The 15,326-nt window shown below is 59.0% G+C and carries 20 protein-coding genes; 10 read left to right on the top strand and 10 right to left on the bottom strand.

Translation table 11 applies throughout. The annotated features are described in order from the left end of the window. The first annotated feature begins 60 nt into the window (after positions 1-60). The 10 genes from J4G14_03220 to nhaA are packed head-to-tail and all read left to right on the top strand — an operon-like array spanning position 61 to position 7,154. Positions 61-381 (top strand): hypothetical protein, encoded by a 321-nt coding sequence (locus J4G14_03220; GenBank protein ID MCE2456808.1) that lies wholly within the window; start codon positions 61-63, stop codon positions 379-381. A 10-nt stretch (positions 382-391) separates the two neighbouring features. Then, a complete protein-coding gene (locus J4G14_03215; GenBank protein MCE2456807.1) occupies positions 392-826 on the top strand; it encodes an OsmC family protein in 435 nt (144 codons plus the stop codon). 18 nt (positions 827-844) lie between these two features. Beyond that, entirely contained in the window at positions 845-1,540 is a 696-nt protein-coding gene (locus J4G14_03210) for an RraA family protein (GenBank protein ID MCE2456806.1), read from the top strand. Between the two features lie 28 nt (positions 1,541-1,568). Continuing rightward, positions 1,569-2,552, top strand: coding sequence for a 2-hydroxyacid dehydrogenase (locus J4G14_03205; protein MCE2456805.1), 984 nt, complete (start codon positions 1,569-1,571; stop codon positions 2,550-2,552). 14 nt (positions 2,553-2,566) lie between these two features. Further along, positions 2,567-2,884 (top strand): cupin domain-containing protein, encoded by a 318-nt coding sequence (locus tag J4G14_03200; protein ID MCE2456804.1) that lies wholly within the window; start codon positions 2,567-2,569, stop codon positions 2,882-2,884. A gap of 4 nt (positions 2,885-2,888) precedes the next feature. Beyond that, positions 2,889-3,191 carry a nitrile hydratase subunit beta gene (locus J4G14_03195; GenBank protein MCE2456803.1) on the top strand — a complete coding sequence of 101 codons (303 nt, stop codon included), beginning with the start codon at positions 2,889-2,891 and terminating at the stop codon, positions 3,189-3,191. Next, positions 3,182-3,493 (top strand): nitrile hydratase subunit beta, encoded by a 312-nt coding sequence (locus tag J4G14_03190; protein ID MCE2456802.1) that lies wholly within the window; start codon positions 3,182-3,184, stop codon positions 3,491-3,493. The genes J4G14_03195 and J4G14_03190 overlap by 10 nt, the downstream gene beginning before the upstream one ends. A 1-nt stretch (position 3,494) precedes the next feature. Next, the gene (nthA, locus tag J4G14_03185) at positions 3,495-4,148 is read left to right on the top strand and encodes a nitrile hydratase subunit alpha (protein MCE2456801.1); all 654 of its coding nucleotides are present in this window, start codon (positions 3,495-3,497) and stop codon (positions 4,146-4,148) included. A gap of 12 nt (positions 4,149-4,160) precedes the next feature. Further along, positions 4,161-5,780: a thiamine pyrophosphate-binding protein gene (locus J4G14_03180; GenBank protein MCE2456800.1), complete on the top strand. Its 1,620-nt coding sequence runs from the start codon at positions 4,161-4,163 to the stop codon at positions 5,778-5,780. Positions 5,781-5,789: 9 nt separating this feature from the next. Then, positions 5,790-7,154 carry a Na+/H+ antiporter NhaA gene (nhaA, locus tag J4G14_03175; protein MCE2456799.1) on the top strand — a complete coding sequence of 455 codons (1,365 nt, stop codon included), beginning with the start codon at positions 5,790-5,792 and terminating at the stop codon, positions 7,152-7,154. A gap of 4 nt (positions 7,155-7,158) precedes the next feature. Here the strand turns inward: nhaA and J4G14_03170 are convergent, their stop codons facing one another. From J4G14_03170 to J4G14_03125, 10 genes are all read right to left on the bottom strand, one after another. Then, entirely contained in the window at positions 7,159-7,314 is a 156-nt protein-coding gene (locus J4G14_03170) for a hypothetical protein (GenBank protein ID MCE2456798.1), read from the bottom strand. Positions 7,315-7,356: 42 nt separating this feature from the next. Then, positions 7,357-8,508 (bottom strand): galactonate dehydratase, encoded by a 1,152-nt coding sequence (dgoD, locus tag J4G14_03165; GenBank protein ID MCE2456797.1) that lies wholly within the window; start codon positions 8,506-8,508, stop codon positions 7,357-7,359. 19 nt (positions 8,509-8,527) lie between these two features. Next, positions 8,528-9,277: a glucose 1-dehydrogenase gene (locus tag J4G14_03160; GenBank protein MCE2456796.1), complete on the bottom strand. Its 750-nt coding sequence runs from the start codon at positions 9,275-9,277 to the stop codon at positions 8,528-8,530. 36 nt (positions 9,278-9,313) lie between these two features. Further along, positions 9,314-9,511 carry a hypothetical protein gene (locus tag J4G14_03155; protein ID MCE2456795.1) on the bottom strand — a complete coding sequence of 66 codons (198 nt, stop codon included), beginning with the start codon at positions 9,509-9,511 and terminating at the stop codon, positions 9,314-9,316. After that, positions 9,501-10,442 (bottom strand): sugar kinase, encoded by a 942-nt coding sequence (locus J4G14_03150; protein MCE2456794.1) that lies wholly within the window; start codon positions 10,440-10,442, stop codon positions 9,501-9,503. The genes J4G14_03155 and J4G14_03150 overlap by 11 nt, the downstream gene beginning before the upstream one ends. Positions 10,443-10,451: 9 nt before the next feature. Continuing rightward, positions 10,452-11,354 (bottom strand): hypothetical protein, encoded by a 903-nt coding sequence (locus tag J4G14_03145; protein ID MCE2456793.1) that lies wholly within the window; start codon positions 11,352-11,354, stop codon positions 10,452-10,454. A gap of 28 nt (positions 11,355-11,382) precedes the next feature. Continuing rightward, positions 11,383-12,408: an LLM class flavin-dependent oxidoreductase gene (locus tag J4G14_03140; protein MCE2456792.1), complete on the bottom strand. Its 1,026-nt coding sequence runs from the start codon at positions 12,406-12,408 to the stop codon at positions 11,383-11,385. Positions 12,409-12,678: 270 nt separating this feature from the next. Continuing rightward, positions 12,679-13,068: a VOC family protein gene (locus J4G14_03135; protein MCE2456791.1), complete on the bottom strand. Its 390-nt coding sequence runs from the start codon at positions 13,066-13,068 to the stop codon at positions 12,679-12,681. Between the two features lie 194 nt (positions 13,069-13,262). Then, complete coding sequence (locus J4G14_03130; GenBank protein ID MCE2456790.1) at positions 13,263-14,219, bottom strand: phosphotriesterase-related protein; 957 nt, start codon at positions 14,217-14,219, stop codon at positions 13,263-13,265. Positions 14,220-14,332: 113 nt separating this feature from the next. Then, on the bottom strand, positions 14,333-15,115 hold the full coding sequence (locus J4G14_03125) for a fumarylacetoacetate hydrolase family protein (protein MCE2456789.1): 783 nt from the start codon (positions 15,113-15,115) through the stop codon (positions 14,333-14,335). Positions 15,116-15,326 lie beyond the last annotated feature (211 nt).

Raw genomic sequence — 15,326 nt, 5'->3', positions numbered from 1 at the left:
TACCATTCGTATGCTTTCGCAGGTTTAGCGACGGCCGAATCAACACGGTCAGCGGGGACTATGAGCAACGAAATTCCAAGTTGGCCCCGGGTTCAGCAGCTTCTGCATGACATTATGGGCCGGTGGGAGCGTAAAGAGGGCCGGAAGGGCCTTCCTGGCATCCACGATTACGAGTGGGCAACTCCAGCCGATCTCGCCAACGACGAGGCGATGGGCATGAAGTTCATCGAACCGGGAACACCGGCTGAGGAGACGGCTCTGATAGTCTCCTTGCGTAAGGGCTTTGGGTCTATCCCCAGAATGCCGATGGGCGGCCCCTTCATAAAGGGGGAAGAGATCGATGAGATATCCCGCTGGATCGACGCCGGGATGCCCGAGTAGGAGGCCCAGCTTGGACGACAGGCCCAGCAGCAGTGTCAGTCTGTCCTGGCACAACGGATTCAGGTTCGACTCCAGGGACTCCCACGGTCACACCGTCACTCTCGACGCTCCCCAGTCGGAGGGCGACTCGTTCGAGGGCTTCATGCCTGGGGACATGCTTCTCACGGCTCTTGCGGGTTGCAGCGGCATTGACGTCGTCAACATCCTCAGCAGGCAGCGCCAGCAGGTGAATGGCTTGGAGATAACCGTGAACGGGCGCCAGAATCCCGATCCCCCTTGGGCATGGGAGGATGTCTCCATTCACTACACAATCCGAGGTGCCGACCTGAACCCGCGCCTTGTGGAGCGTGCAATCGATCTTTCTGAGAACAGGTACTGCTCAATCGGGGCCACCATAGGTGGTGTGACCCGAGTAAGCAGCAGTTTTGAAATCGTGGAAGGCTAATTTACAAAGGAGCTATCTGTGTCCGATATCACACCAATCGATTCCGAACTTCTGGAGACTCTTAGAGCAATTCCTTCATGCTCGATCGCCAACGCGATCGAGACGTTCAACGTGCAGCCTAGAAACGTGGGCTTCATGGGACCCGAGATCAAGAGTATCTTCCCTAACATGGGTCACATGATTGGCTACGCAGTTACGGCCAAGATCGTCGCCGATGCGCCTCCGTCAGGTCATATGAACGTATCCAGGACCGAGTGGGTTGACGAGATCATGAAGGTGCCGGGCCCACGGGTGCTGGTTCTCGAAGACCTCGATTACCCGAACCCCATCGGTTCGTTCTGGGGAGAAGTGCAGGCGAATCTGCACAGGGCGCTTGGTGCCGTTGGCACAGTCACCAACGGTGGCGTTCGCGATCTCGACGAGATGCAGGAAGTCGGATTCTTCGCCTTCGCCTCTTGCGTGCTCGTGTCTCACGCCTATGTCCACATCACTGATGTGGGCGTCCCGGTGAAAATCGGCGGGCTCGAAGTAAATTCCGGCGACATCATCCAGGGCGACCAGCACGGCGTCATAAAGATTCCTCGCGACATCGCGGCTGAGATTCCCGGCGCAGTCAAGCGTGTGGAGGATAACGAGCAGGAGATGATCGGTTACGCGAACTCCGCCGACTTCACAGTGGAGGGCCTCAAGGATATGCTGGCCCAGCGCTACTAGAAGACTGACAGAGTTTATGGAGCCAGCTATGTCGTCTCCCAAAGTAGCGTTTATTACCGGACTGCCGGAAGAAGTGGTGGATGTGGTGCTCGGGTACAACCCCGAGGGCTGGACCACCGAGGTCGTCTATCGGGACGCTCCGCTTGAAGACCAGAAACGCGTCGTTGCCGATGCCGACTTCATCATGGTCTATCGCGCCCGCCTTGACGACGATGCGCTGAGGGCGGCAACTGGCGTGCGAATTGTGCAGGTCTTGTCTGCTGGATACGACAGCATGAACCTGCGACTTATGCGCGATCTCGAAGTGCCCTGCTGCAACAACGGTGGCGCGAACTCGAGAGCCGTGGCAGACCACGCGGTGCTGCTCATGCTGGCGGTGTACAAGCAGCTGATGGCGGCCGAGAAGTCGACCCGCGAGGGTCGCTGGGGTCAGCCAATCACCGGGCTCAACACGTTTGAGATGGCGGACAAGCTGGTTGGGGTCCTTGGACTGGGCAACATCGGGCGACAGGTCGCGAAGCGTGTGCAGGGATTCGAGTCGAGGGTCCAGTACCACGACCTGTTCCCACTGGTGCCTGAACTAGAGGCCGAGCTCTGCGTCACGCGGGTAGGTATGGAGGAGTTGTTCGAGACCTCGGACATAATCTCGGTACACACGCCTCTCACTCCGGTGACGCGGCATATCGTCAGCCGGGAGCTAATCGGGCTGATGAAGCCGACCGCGGTGTTCGTCAACACCAGCCGCGGGCCTGTGGTGGACGAATCTGCGCTCATCGACGCGCTGCGGGAGGGCCGAATCGCGGCCGCGGGTCTTGACGTATTTGAGAAGGAGCCAATCGATCCGGAGAATCCGCTGCTTTCCATGGACAACGTCGTCGTCACGCCTCACTCTGCAGGCACGACCTGGGACACGTGGTTCAGGAGAGCAGAATTCGCATACGAAAACATGCTGGGAGTCTGGAACGGCGACGCCCCCATGGCAGTTGCCCAGGACTACGACATTCAGGACTAGTAACAGGAGAACAGATGGACCCCGTAATCAAAAACGTTGATGGCGCCTCTAACCCGGTGCTCGGACCCAACGACGGCGTACCCAACTACGTAATGCTGTGGGTGCAGCACCCTCCCGGAGGCACCAGCGCCCAACACATTCACCCCTGGGAGCACCAGGCATACATCGTCGAGGGCGAAGGCGTGCTGTGGGTCGAGGGAGAGGAATTCCCGATAAAGGCCGGAGACGCCGTGCTCGTCCCACCGGACCGGGAGCACCAGTTCAGGAACACCGGGGACGTCACGCTCAGTCGCGTGACCGTCAACCCGTTGAGCTCAGTCGGGCATGAGTAGCGACATGACCAGCGCTCACGACATGGGCGGACGACCCAGCGAAGAACCCATCGACCAGTCCACCCACGAGTGGGCAGACTGGGAGCACCTCACCAACGCTCTTATAGGCGCCCTCCGTAACCACGACCTGATGAATGTGGATGAATTGAGACGGGGCATCGAGTCGATGGCTCCAGACGAATACAAGGAATCCACATACTACGAGCGCTGGTCGGCGTCGCTGGAGACGCTGCTAGTGGAAAAGGGAATACTGACCACAGGCGAAATAGACTCTCGCGTAGAACAAGTTGACGAACGATGGGAGTAGTCTTTTCAGCCGAACCGGGTCAGTTCGATGTGGGCGACCTGGTTACAATCAGGTCAGACCAAGTCGACCATCACCATCGCACCCCTTGGTTCATCAAGGGCAAGCCCGGGGTCGTCAGGGCAATCAGCGGCCCCTTTTTCAACCCGGAGTCGCGGGCTCACGGTGGCGATGGAGTACCTAAGCGCCTGCTCTACCAGGTCGAGTTCGACCCCGACGTGGTGTGGGGCGAGCGGTATCATGAAGGCAGCAAAGACCTGCTGCTTGTGGATGTCTACGAGCAGTGGCTGGAGCCGAGGGGATAGCATGAGCGACGACCATCACGATGAAAGTGAACACGAGGGAATACAACCTGACACGTCAATAAGCTTCCGCGCAAAGCGGGCGATCGCGATCCATGAATTGCTCGTAGAAAAGGGCGTACTCGCTGCCGGAGAAGTTGAAGAACAGGTTAATCGCGTGCGTTCGAGATCGCCACTGGACGGCGCGAAAGTAGTAGCGAGAACTTGGGTCGACCCCGAGTTCAAGTCCAGGCTTCTTGCCGACGCTCGCTCGGCGGTTGGCGAAATGGGTTACTCGTTGACTCACGATGCCGAACTCGCGGCGTTGGAAAACACCGAAGACGTTCATCACCTGGTCGTCTGTACCCTGTGTTCATGCTATCCGACCTCCCTGCTTGGGCCGCCGCCGGACTGGTACAAGAGCTTCGCATACAGGCAGAGAGTGGTTGTCGAACCGCGCGCTGTCATGAGCGAATTCGGGCTGGAAGTGAACGATGATGTGCAGGTCCGCGTGGTCGACAGCACCGCCGACCTTCGTTACCTGGTTCTTCCCCGCCGTCCCGAGGGCACCGACGCCATGACCGAGGATGAGTTGGTGGAACTGGTAACACGGGATAGCATGATAGGAGTGTCCGAAGCTCTGCGACCGGAAGCGGCAATGCCCGTAGAGGCCGACTAGGGAGGCTCACAAATGGCAACAGTCACCGGCGCTCAGGCCCTTGTGCGACAGCTGATCGCCGAGGGAGTCGACACCATCTTTGCTCTGCCCGGCGTACAGATCATGGCCGCCTTCGACGCCTTCCACGAGTACCAGGATGACATTCGTCTCGTTCACGTCAGGCACGAGCAGGCTACGACCTACATGGCAGACGGCTACGCCAAGGCGACTGGGAAGGTCGGCGTGGCCATGGCGGTTCCAGGACCGGGCGCGATCAACGCTGGCTCTGGACTCGGTACTGCGTATGCAACGTCCACGCCGGTATTGCTTATCTCCGGCCAGATAGATAGCCAGTCGTTGGGCAGGCGCGAGGGCCAGCTTCATGAGGTCGAAGACCAGCTCGACGTGTTCCGCCCCTTGACGAAGTGGGTCCATCGAGTGACCCGAGTCGAGGATGTCCCAGGAGCCGTTCACGAGGCGTTCAAGCAACTAAGAACTGGCAGGCCCAGACCCGTCGAGTTGGAGATTCCTCCGGACACTCTTGCGGCAACAGGCGAGGCAGAGACGATTCCAGCAGAGGAGTACCCACCTCAAGCGGCAGGGGTAGATGAAATCGCACAGGCCGCCGACATCCTGGCCTCTGCCGAGCGCCCCGCCATATTGGTTGGAGGAGGAGCCCGCATCTCTGGCGCCGGTGACGAGGCCCTGCAAATTGCTGATTTTCTCCAGGCTCCTCTGATGGGGACACAGGATTCCAAGGGCGTCGTCCCTGAAAGCAGCCCGTTCTATGTCGGCACCAACTACGCGAGTGTTGGACCTGCGGACGTTGTTTTCCCCGATTCTGATGTGCTCCTCGCGATCGGCACGAGGCTGCTCTTCAGAGAGTTGCCGGACGGGGATATGCCGAGGATCATCCACATCGACATAGACCCAGATGAAATCGGACGCAATCTCCCGACTGAGCTGGGCATCGTGGCGGACGCGAAGACCGCCTCAGCACAACTGCTCGACCAACTCAGAGAAACTTCCCAGCCGAGGCCTTCTGATGCCGACAGGATCGCTGGGTACCGATCAGACTTTGCATCCAGGATGAGGGCGCTGGTTCCGCCTCAGGCGCAGATTATCGAGGACATGCGCGCCGCGCTGCCTGACGATGCCATAGTCGTCAGCGGCGTGACCAACATTGGTTACTGGAGCAACGTCTTCTTCGAGGTTCGTGAGCCTCAGACCTACATTACGTCCGGGTATTTTGGCACGCTTGGATATGCCTTTCCGACTGCCCTCGGCGCACAGGTGGGTCGCCCTGACAGGAAAGTCATAGCGCTCTGCGGTGACGGCGGGTTCATGTACAGCCCGCAGGAGTTGTCCTCGGCGATGAGGCATGGAATCAACGCGGTTGCCGTAGTGTTCAACAACAACGCTTTTGGCGCATCTGAGTGGGACCAGACTCACAGATACGGCGGCAACTTCATTGGCACGGACCTTCACAATCCCGACTTCGTGCAACTGGCGCAGTCGTTTGGTGCCGTCGGGATGAGCACAGACCCCGAGGGGTTTGGCGAAATGCTTGAGGTCGCCTTGAATGCTGACGCGCCAGTGTTGCTTGAAGTCGTGATCCCGAACATGATGCCCCCGTTCCAGATCGTGGAGTAGCGACCGTCCATGGCGCACGTCCCTCCTCGTAGCAGGGGAACCCTGCGGGCTCAGGCCGACCGGTCGTACGTTTCGCGTGCGATCATTCTGCCCGTTCAGAAGTACATGTACACCGAGTCAATCGGCGGTATCGTGCTTCTCATTGCCACGGTCGTAGCCCTGGGGTGGGCCAACTCGCCCTGGCGCGAGGAATACCATCACATCCTCGAGATCCACCTGCACATCGACGTCACACTCTTCGCAGTGGACCTAAGCATCGAAGAGTGGATCAACGACGGTCTGATGGCGCTGTTCTTCTTCGTGATCGGGCTCGAGATCAAGCGCGAGGTGCTGTATGGGCAACTTTCTACGCTGAGATCTGCAGCTCTGCCTGCCATAGCCGCCATTGGTGGCATGGTCGTGCCGGCCTCCATCTACCTGCTTCTGAACCTGGAAGGCGAAGGAATGCGGGGATGGGGAATCCCTATGGCAACCGACATCGCCTTTGCTCTTGGTGTTTTGGCGCTGCTCGGACGGCGCATTCCTATGGAGCTCAGAGTGTTCATGCTGGGCCTCGCCGTCGTTGACGACCTGGGCGCCATCGCCGTTATCGCGGTAGCGTACACGGAGACCATCGACTTCGGACAGCTAGGGATGACTGCCGGGCTGATAGCAGCCATGATCCTGGCCAATAGACTGGGCTTGCGCCAGCCGGTGGTTACTGCGGCACTTGCGTTCCTGATCTGGGTTGCTGTGTTGAAGTCAGGTGTCCATGCCACCGTTGCCGGGGTGCTGATAGCCGGACTCACGCCGGCAAGGTCCATGGTCAGCAGGGAAGAGTTTGCTAACGAATCGGAAGCTCTACTGGCCGAGTATCGCACCGCAATGGCCGCCGGTGACCACGAGCGGGCAGACGCCATTCTCGGGGAGGTCGAGGAGATCAGTCAGGCTACCGAGGCGCCCCTGGAACGTCTGGAGCGTCTTATCCACCCCTGGTCAAGCTACGTGATTCTACCTTTATTTGCGCTTGCGAACGCCGGAATCGAGTTCTCCCAAGGCAGCTTCAGTCAGGCTATATCAAGCAGTGTGACCATTGGTGTATTTGCAGGGCTCTTACTAGGGAAACTCGTTGGGATAACTCTATTCCCGTTCGTGGCTTCTCGTTTGGGCATCGTCGAACTACCGAGAGGTATTTCGTGGCTGCACGTGACAGGTGTGGCGCTGGTGGGCGGGATTGGATTCACCGTGGCGATTTTCGTCACGGGTCTGGCCTTTGACGACCATGTGATCGTCGACAATGCGAAGATGGGTATACTTGCCGCGTCGCTCGTAGCTGGACTGGTTGGCTACGGCGTGCTCAGACTCGCAGCCAGGTCTGCCTCCTCGTCCGACTGAGCGCCTATCCGCGCCTGCCCCTCAGCCTGTCGAATATCATCGCGACTCCGACCGCTACAAGTAGCAGCGGCCAGTAGGTCCCCAGACCGCCTTCGATTATGTCCAATCGCTCCAGTAGCAGTACTACTCCGACAATTACGAGTACTACGCCGATGAACACTGCTCGCTCCCGCTGGCTCTGGTCCTTATGACTTACTTCCGGCTAGGGTCCTTCTTCGTAGTATTGTAGCGGCGAACGAGGGTCGAAGGGCTTGTAAGGGTACTTGGAGAGACTGTCCTCGTCGATGTCTATTCCGATTCCCGGAGTGTCAGGTACCCTGATGTACCCGTTTTCGACCTCGAAGGGCTGCTTCGCGATGTCTCTGCCGAAGTCCTCCAGGTTCACGAAGTACTCTGTGATCAGGAAGTTGGGGATGGCCGCGGACACCTGGATCGTGGCTGCCAGTCCGAGGGTAGTGCTGTTGAAGTTGTGTGGCGAGACCACGACGTAGTAGGGCTCGGCCATCGCCGCAATCTCCTTGAGCTCCAGTATTCCCCCTACGTTGCAGACGTCAGGGTTGAGAATGTCCGCTGCCTGTTTTTCGAAGACCTCGCGGAACTCGAACTTGGTGTATAGCTCCTCGCCCGTGACGATAGGGATGTTCACATCCCTCTTGACGGCTGCGAGGGCGTCTATGTTCTCGGCCAGCACGGGTTCTTCGTACCAGAACGGCCTGTACTGCTCGATCTCGCGTCCGATCCTGCGGGCGTGCATCGGGGCTAGCCTGCGGTGCATCTCGATGAGAATGTCCACATCCCAGCCGACTGCCTCGCGCACGGCTCTCACATTCTCGATGGCAGCATTTTCGACCTCCTTGCTGACGAACGTCCGCCACGGGCCCGGTATCGGGTCGAACTTCATGGCACTGAAGCCCATTTCGACGACTTCCTGGGCACGCTCCGCAAGTTGCTCAGGCCCTCCGCTTCCTCCGCCCCAGCCATTGGCGTAGACCCTGATCTTGTCCCTGCAGGCTCCTCCGATAAGCATGTGTACAGGCATGCCCGCGGCCTTGCCGGTGATGTCCCATAGCGCGTGCTCGATGCCACTGACCGCGCACCAGAAGTCCATCGCGCCGCGCCGCCCGGCGAAGTCATCGTACGACCACTGAAGGAAGTGCTTGATGTTTCGCGGGTCTCGCCCGATCAGATACCTGCGTAGCTGATCGATGTGCGCCGTTACCTGCACGTCCCTGTCAGACTGCGTGTAAGCCTCCCCCCAGCCGTAGATGCCCTCGTCGGTCTCTACCTTCACGAAGCAGAGATTCTTTCCGCGACCCGGATTCGCTAGGAAGTGCTTGACGTCGGTGATCTGCATTACTGTCTCCTGGTGGGTGTTACTGCGCCGTCCATCCGCCGTCCAATACGAGCTCGCTTCCGGTCATCCAGCCCGACTCATCTGAAGCGAGGTACAGGACTCCGTTGGCGATCTCCTCAGGCTCGCCATATCGAGCCATTGGAATGCGTGAGATCATCTGCTCATAGTTGCCACGATCGCCTCGGCGAACTTGGGTCATTGGTGTGTTGATCGGCCCCGGATGTACTGAATTGCAGCGAATGCCATGCTCGGCATACTGCATTGCGGTTGTCTTGGTAAGAAGCCTGACTGCCCCCTTGGATGCCTGGTACTGGGCGCTCGACATCTCTGTGCCCACGATTCCAAGCTGCGACGATATGTTGATTATGGAGCCGCCCCCGGAGTCGATCATGGCCGGGATGGCAAACTTCGTACCGAGAAAGACGCCCTTTGCGTTGATGTCCATGACGTGGTCCCAGTCGGCTTCCGAGGTCTCGTGTACCAGGCCCCATTGGCTGACTCCAGCGTTGTTGACCAGGATGTCGAGGCGGCCATACTCGGCGACTGTCCTGTTGATAGCGGCTTGCCACTCCGACTCACTCGTTACATCGAGATGCACGAAGTAGCAGTCGCCTCCCGCATCGATAATCTCCTGGGCGACCAAGGAGCATTCTTCCAGGACGTCTCCGATGGCGACCTTAGCCCCTTCACGAGCGAAGATCTGGGCTTCTGTCGCGCCCATACCACGCGCGCCGCCACTTATGAATGCAACTTTGCCCTCGAGTCTCACGGTAAGCTCCCTTGATCGCTTGTGTCGTAAACGTCGTCAGTCGGTGTCGTTCTGTCCGAGCTGGGCGACTGTGTCGATCACTGTCTCAGCCCAGAGCCGGAGGTTGTCGTCGAGGTCTGCGCCACAGTGTGGACACTCATAGTCGCCCTGGCAGTAGCGCATGCCGCATGTAGGGCAGGGCGGGATGAGGTCGAGACTGTCGATTGTGTACTGGATCTGCTCTTCAGTTGCCATCTGCGCTTTCTCCCATGATGGCTTCAACTTCATCGATCGTTGGCATGCCGCTCAGGGCTCCTCGGCCCCGGAGCTTCAATCCGGCGGTTAAGGTTCCGAGCCTGCCGGCTTCGGGAACCGACAGCCCGTTGAGCAGGCCGTGAATGAGTCCACCATTGAAGGCATCACCTGCCCCCGTAGTGTCGATTGGGCCGTCAGGACTATATGCGGGTATGTCGAAGATGCCTTCGTCACAACCGATCACAGCGCCATGTTCACCGTGTGTAACAGCGACAACAGGCACTCCCAAGCCTCTGAAGTGGTCTACGACTTCGTACGGGTCGTCGGAACCTATGAGAGCCTGAGAATCGTCAGGCACATTGGGCAGGAAGTAGTCGACATAGGGAAGGAGCTCAGAGGCTGCTTTTCGCATGTCCTCAGTGCTCCAGAGCTGGTGCCTGTAGTTGGGGTCGTAGGAGACCTTGATCCCCCGTTCTTTGGCGATCTGCGCCGCTCGCATGACGGTCGCTCTGGCGGATTCCGAAATCGCCAACGCCACTCCTGAGCAGTGCAGCACCTTGGCAGAACCGATGTAATCGGGGTCGAGGTCGTCGGGTTGAAGCGTACTGGGGGCGCTGCCTGCGCGGTAGTAGACGAACTCCCTGTTCCCGTCGGGCATGAGGGCGACGAAGTGCGCCGCGTTGAAGCCTTCAACTTTCTTGACGCCGCTGGTGTCGATTCCAAGGGATTGGAAAGTACCAAGAAGGTAGTCGGCGAACGGGTCATCACCCAGCCGCGTCACATATCCTGTGCTGGTACCAAGCCGCTGGGCGGCGACACAGATATTGAAGCTGTCACCGGCCAGAGATCGCGTGAATGTGTCGGCGGTCTCAATCGGCTCTTCAGCGAAGAGCTCGATCATACACTCGCCGATACTTATGAGGTCGGGCATTTGCAGGCCTTACTGGCGGACGTACTTGACTATCCGGCGGCCCGACTTGCCTTCCTCCGGCTGCACGAAGTAGATGTTCCCGTCGGAGTCCCCTGCAGCACCGTGACAGCTCGTGAACTCCGGGCCGCCCCAACGGGCCAGCCTGTTTCCGGCGCTGTCCAGGATGCTGAAGAACCCCCCGTTGTGCTCAGCTACGTACGCTCGCTCGCTGGAATCCATCCAGACGACGGCAGGACCGATCAGCTCTGATGGCCACTGGCTTATGTATCCGCCTTCCTGGTCGAAGACCTGTACCCGGTCGTTCTCACGGTCGGCCACGAGCACCTGCCCACTGGCATCGACGTACACTCCGTGGGGCAGGTTGAACTGTCCTGCGCCGCTTCCGGGATCGCCCCAGCTCTTGATGTGCTCACCTGATTCCGTGAACTTGTGAACGCGGCAGTTGGCGTAGCCGTCTGCGACGAAGATGTCCCCATTTGGAGCAACTGCGATACCCGCAGGGAGATTGAACGGCTCTCCGCCGTGCGTCACGTCTACCCATCCATTGGAACCGAGCACCGAGTTGTCCGCACCAGTGTCGGAGCGATAGCCTCTCTCACCTATGGCCATCAGAAGTTCGCCGTCTGTGCTGTACTTGAGCACCTGCCCGGCGTCCCGGTCTACGATCCAGATATTATCTGACGGATCGGCATAGATTGCGTGGGGGAATACGAACTCGGCGTCTTCCCAGTGACTGACGTAGCTCCCGTCAGTATCGAATACGATCACACCTCTTTCACCACGGTTGAAACCGTACACCCTGTCCTGAGAGTCTACGGTGACGGCCGCCATCGGTGCGTCCCAGTCGTCGGGCAGTTTCGCCCAGTCGGATACGATCTCGAATGTGTGGTCACCGCTTCCAATTGTTGCCATTGGTGGTCCTCCTCAGTGGGGTAGGGAACTAGGTTGCGCGCACGGCATCCGGCGCGCAGGCGTTCATGACGGCCAGCGTGGAGTCCACGCCACGCCGTGCGGCAACTACGCGAACGATAGCCGTGTCCAGCCCTTCGGCGAGCCTCTTGAAGGCGGCTGCAGCCCCATCGGCCTTTCCGAAGTAGCCAACCGCGTTCAGGATTTCGACAGGGAACGCCTCTGCCACTTCGTCGTTCGACGCGCCGTTTCTGCGCATGTCGTCCAGGGCGGCCAACTCGTCAGTGAAGCCCATCCGTTCGAAATGCGCCCTGTATCCCAGCTGGCGCTCACGTTCGGTCGGAACTGTTGCTCCGAGGGCATAGCCCATAGTGGCCTTGGCGAGGGCGATCCTTGCGGCGTCCACGTCATCGTCAACGCAGATCCTGATGTACTCAGCGACGTTGATCTCGGACGGGTCGCGCCCGGCCTTCTTCGCGCCCTTGGCAATGTGCTCCCGGCTCCACGCTATCTGCTCAGGAGTGCACCAGTTCAGGCTGGCGCCGTCTGCGAGCTCTCCGCTCATCTCGAGCATCATGGGCCCGAGCGCGCCCAGGTACACCGGAGTTTCCGGCGATGGACGCATACCAAGTCGCATACCCTTCAGGGTTGTAGTCTCACCCTCGTAATTGACGCGCTCGCCATTGACGAGTGCGCGTACCACGGTAACGTAGTCTCGCATAAGCGCCAGCGCGGACATTCTTCCTACGCCGAGCTGGGCACGTGCGGCAGGTCTGTAAGCGCCGCCAGAACCGATGCCCATGATGAACTTGCCGCCCGTGATGTCGCTGACAGTTCCGCCCTCCATCGCGAACGATAGGGGAGTGCGGTACATGACCGGGGATACGGCGATGCCCGTAGTGAGCCCTTCCGAGACGACCTCGGTGGTCGCCTGCCAGCGCTGCACGCAAAGATGGAACGAGTCCTGTCCATTGCCCTCCGGAGTCCATATGCTCGTGTATCCAAGTCGAGCGGCCTCTTGGGAGACCTCCCGCTGCTGTTGCCAGTTGAGACCCAAAGTAGGGTCGAGTCCAACTCCGATTGAAAGGCGGCCGAGTGGCCGAGTCGATTGGCGGCATTATATTTGGCTCGATTTCACGCGGCAACCGAGCCTTGACGGGCGGACCTGAAGGATGTTCTTTGTGCGGCTGCCCATCTACGGTTCGGAGCGCGGGCGTCTCGCCCGCATTCGTTCGACCTTAGCCTGTCGAAGGGCCACTGAACATTGAGCTAAGCACTGAGAGCGCAGTTCCTTGCAGGGGTGCAACGTAACAGATGGCAAGCTGAATCAGCCTCCTGGAATCTGCTGACCTCTACGCTCGGGTGGCTGTTCAAGGACCTGTATTACATTGCCGTCCGGGTCCTTGAAGGACGCCACCCATCCGCCCCAATGCTCTTTCTCCGGGACACGGATGAACTCTACGCCCTTATCCGTCATCTCCTTGTGGAAGTCATGAATGCGCTCGATGTCGAAGTTAACCATGATCCTGAGGGAGTCGCGAGCCTGACCGTGCACGCCGTCGTGGCTGCCTATTGCGAAGCGTAGACCTCCCCACTTGAATGACACGAAGTAGTCGCGGTCCGAGTGAGGCTGCAGGCCTAGAGTGTCGCAGTAGAACTCTCTCAGTCTTGGCAGGTTGTCCGTCCAGATGATGACGCCATTCATGTATCCGATCATGGGTATCGTGCCTCCGCTTTCCTACCCGTATTCCTGAGGTTATAATGGCGGTCAGGGAACCGGGTGGAGGTGGTTGACAGCCTTTGGAAGTGTCCCTGGAAAGGAGGTAGCGCATTGGATAGTAGTAGCAGGAGGTGCTCCGGGTAGGTGTTCCCTGGAACACCTCCAAAGTAGAAGGGGCCGCTGCATTGCAGTTAACTCTCTCCTGCGAAGAATCGCCTGGGATTGTCTACGAAGATGTTGTTGATGTCTTCATCCGTCGCCCCCAACTCCTTCAGCCGTGGGACGACACGTCGCGTAATGAACAGGTAGCTGTCGGGATTGTACTGGCGTCGCTGCTCCTGCATCTCCTGGCTCGCGATGCTCAGGGTGACAGACCAGTCGTGCCCCAGCATGATCCGGCGTGACCAACCGGCCTGAATCAGCTTCCAGGCGGTCTCGGTCCTGCCCTCCCAGTCAGGAGTCAGCTCGGTTTTTCGCCCCGGATACCTGTCGAGGCCGATCCACACGCCCTTTTCGAAAAGGCCGATCAGATACTCGGTGTCAGTGGTGTCGTTGCTGTGACCGACGTATACGCGATTCAGGTCGACACCCTCGTCCTCGAAGACCCGCACCTGCTGTTCACCTACGCGCTCCGGCGCCCATGTGTGGGTCGAGATCGGCACGTCAGTTGCTTTCTGAGCACGTGCGGCGGCGCGAAGAATGATCTCCCCTTCTGGGGTAACGCCGCCCATGTCGTTGGCGACCTTGATGATTCCCGCCTTGATGCCCGTTCCCTCTATGCCCTCTTCGATTTCCCGCTGATACAGACTCGCGACGACGTCCGGGCTGGCCGTCCAGAACACCCTGGGGATGTCCCGCCACGTGCCTGTGGCGCAGATGATGTTGACGCCCGACTCCCGTGACACCTGTTCTATGAGGCGAATGTCCCGTCCGAGATCGAGCGTAGTAACGTCTATGATCGAGCGCACTCCCTCGGAGTAGGCGGTCTTCAGGTCGGCGATCCCACGGGATATCGTACCCTCGCGGTCGATAAATTCTGGATAGACGTACTGGATGCCAGCCGAAGTGACAATCACGTGCTCGTGGGAGAGCGTGAAGCCAAGGTCCGCAGTGTCCATCGGGCCCAGTACTGAGTTAATGGTCGCCATCGTAATCTCCCCCAGGTGATCAATGTGCTCCAGTGCTTTCCGCACTTGGTGGTGAATACTATCCGAACCGGGAGACACAATCCACACTCACGGAATGTGAGTTGGGCGTCCAGCTACTCCTCTGCGACAACGGGATTGCTGAGCGTGCCAATACCGTCGATCTCGACGTCGACGGTGTCTCCGGCCTTCATGTTCTGCGTAGCACCGTCCGTGCCCATCCAGACCATGTCACCCGGGTAGAGGGTCAGGTACCGAGTCATCTCGGAAATATAGTGTGCTACACCAAAAATCATGCTGTTAGTGGCGAACTGGGACACAACCTCCCCGTTGATGCGTACCGTGGTCTGGAGGCTGTCGAGGTCGACATCAGTCTCGATCCATGGCCCCATAGGCTTGAACGTGTCCGTATTCTTGGCGCGCCACAGAGTCCGATCTCCAGCCTGCCAAGTTCGCTCGCTTACATCGTTCCCGATGGTGTAGCCGAGTATGCAGTCCAATGCCTCGTCTTCTGAGACGTGCTTGACCGTCTTGCCAATGACCACCACGAGCTCTCCCTCGTACTGCACCTGCTCTGTCGCATCGGCTGGTATGACGATTGGCTCGCCGTGCGCGATCAGGGCGTTGTTTGCTCTGTAGCCAACATCGGCCTTCGCGGGAAGGTCGGGCTCTCGACCCAGCAATTCCGCGGCCTCACGCACGTGCTCCTCGTAGTTGACACCAGCCGCGTAAAAGGTCAGGGGAACGAACGGGATTCGCAGCTGCACAGCCGAAAGAGGAAACGTGTGTCCTGTCCTGGCGTGTTGACCAAATGGTGTTCCTGACACCTCTTCAACACTGTCATTCTCGACTATTCCAAAGCTCGTTGTTCCACCGTATTGGTATCTAATCCACTTCATGTTCATGCTCCTCTGACTCTCGCTCATGTTCGGGTCCGTGTGAGGCTCCACCTGAACTCGGAAGCAGTTCCGAACCGGTGGCTGCCAGTCTTGCCGGTTCTGAACTCCACACCCGACGGAACTATAGAAACATATCACGCACCGCCGCGATCAGTGGTGCCCCTACAACCATACCCCACAACCCTGCAATCTCGCTTAACTTTACGACGAT

It is taken from the genome of Dehalococcoidia bacterium (assembly GCA_021295915.1).
Taxonomy (GTDB): Bacteria; Chloroflexota; Dehalococcoidia; order Lucifugimonadales; family UBA1123; genus VXRN01.
Note: the sequence above shows the minus strand (reverse complement) of the source record. Positions and strands in the feature narration are given on the sequence as shown.

What these genes read in the sequence shown, in the direction of transcription:
- nhaA (MCE2456799.1), top strand. Translation starts at nt 5,790, where the DNA reads ATGGCGCACGTCCCTCCTCGTAGCAGGGGAACCCTGCGGGCTCAGGCC.
- nthA (MCE2456801.1), top strand. Translation starts at nt 3,495, where the DNA reads ATGAGCGACGACCATCACGATGAAAGTGAACACGAGGGAATACAACCT.
- J4G14_03180 (MCE2456800.1), top strand. Translation starts at nt 4,161, where the DNA reads ATGGCAACAGTCACCGGCGCTCAGGCCCTTGTGCGACAGCTGATCGCC.
- J4G14_03130 (MCE2456790.1), bottom strand. Translation starts at nt 14,219, where the DNA reads ATGGCGACCATTAACTCAGTACTGGGCCCGATGGACACTGCGGACCTT.
- J4G14_03150 (MCE2456794.1), bottom strand. Translation starts at nt 10,442, where the DNA reads ATGCCCGACCTCATAAGTATCGGCGAGTGTATGATCGAGCTCTTCGCT.
- J4G14_03125 (MCE2456789.1), bottom strand. Translation starts at nt 15,115, where the DNA reads ATGAAGTGGATTAGATACCAATACGGTGGAACAACGAGCTTTGGAATA.
- dgoD (MCE2456797.1), bottom strand. Translation starts at nt 8,508, where the DNA reads ATGCAGATCACCGACGTCAAGCACTTCCTAGCGAATCCGGGTCGCGGA.
- J4G14_03220 (MCE2456808.1), top strand. Translation starts at nt 61, where the DNA reads ATGAGCAACGAAATTCCAAGTTGGCCCCGGGTTCAGCAGCTTCTGCAT.
- J4G14_03145 (MCE2456793.1), bottom strand. Translation starts at nt 11,354, where the DNA reads ATGGCAACAATTGGAAGCGGTGACCACACATTCGAGATCGTATCCGAC.
- J4G14_03135 (MCE2456791.1), bottom strand. Translation starts at nt 13,068, where the DNA reads ATGATCGGATACATGAATGGCGTCATCATCTGGACGGACAACCTGCCA.
- J4G14_03205 (MCE2456805.1), top strand. Translation starts at nt 1,569, where the DNA reads ATGTCGTCTCCCAAAGTAGCGTTTATTACCGGACTGCCGGAAGAAGTG.
- J4G14_03195 (MCE2456803.1), top strand. Translation starts at nt 2,889, where the DNA reads ATGACCAGCGCTCACGACATGGGCGGACGACCCAGCGAAGAACCCATC.
- J4G14_03190 (MCE2456802.1), top strand. Translation starts at nt 3,182, where the DNA reads ATGGGAGTAGTCTTTTCAGCCGAACCGGGTCAGTTCGATGTGGGCGAC.
- J4G14_03155 (MCE2456795.1), bottom strand. Translation starts at nt 9,511, where the DNA reads ATGGCAACTGAAGAGCAGATCCAGTACACAATCGACAGTCTCGACCTC.
- J4G14_03200 (MCE2456804.1), top strand. Translation starts at nt 2,567, where the DNA reads ATGGACCCCGTAATCAAAAACGTTGATGGCGCCTCTAACCCGGTGCTC.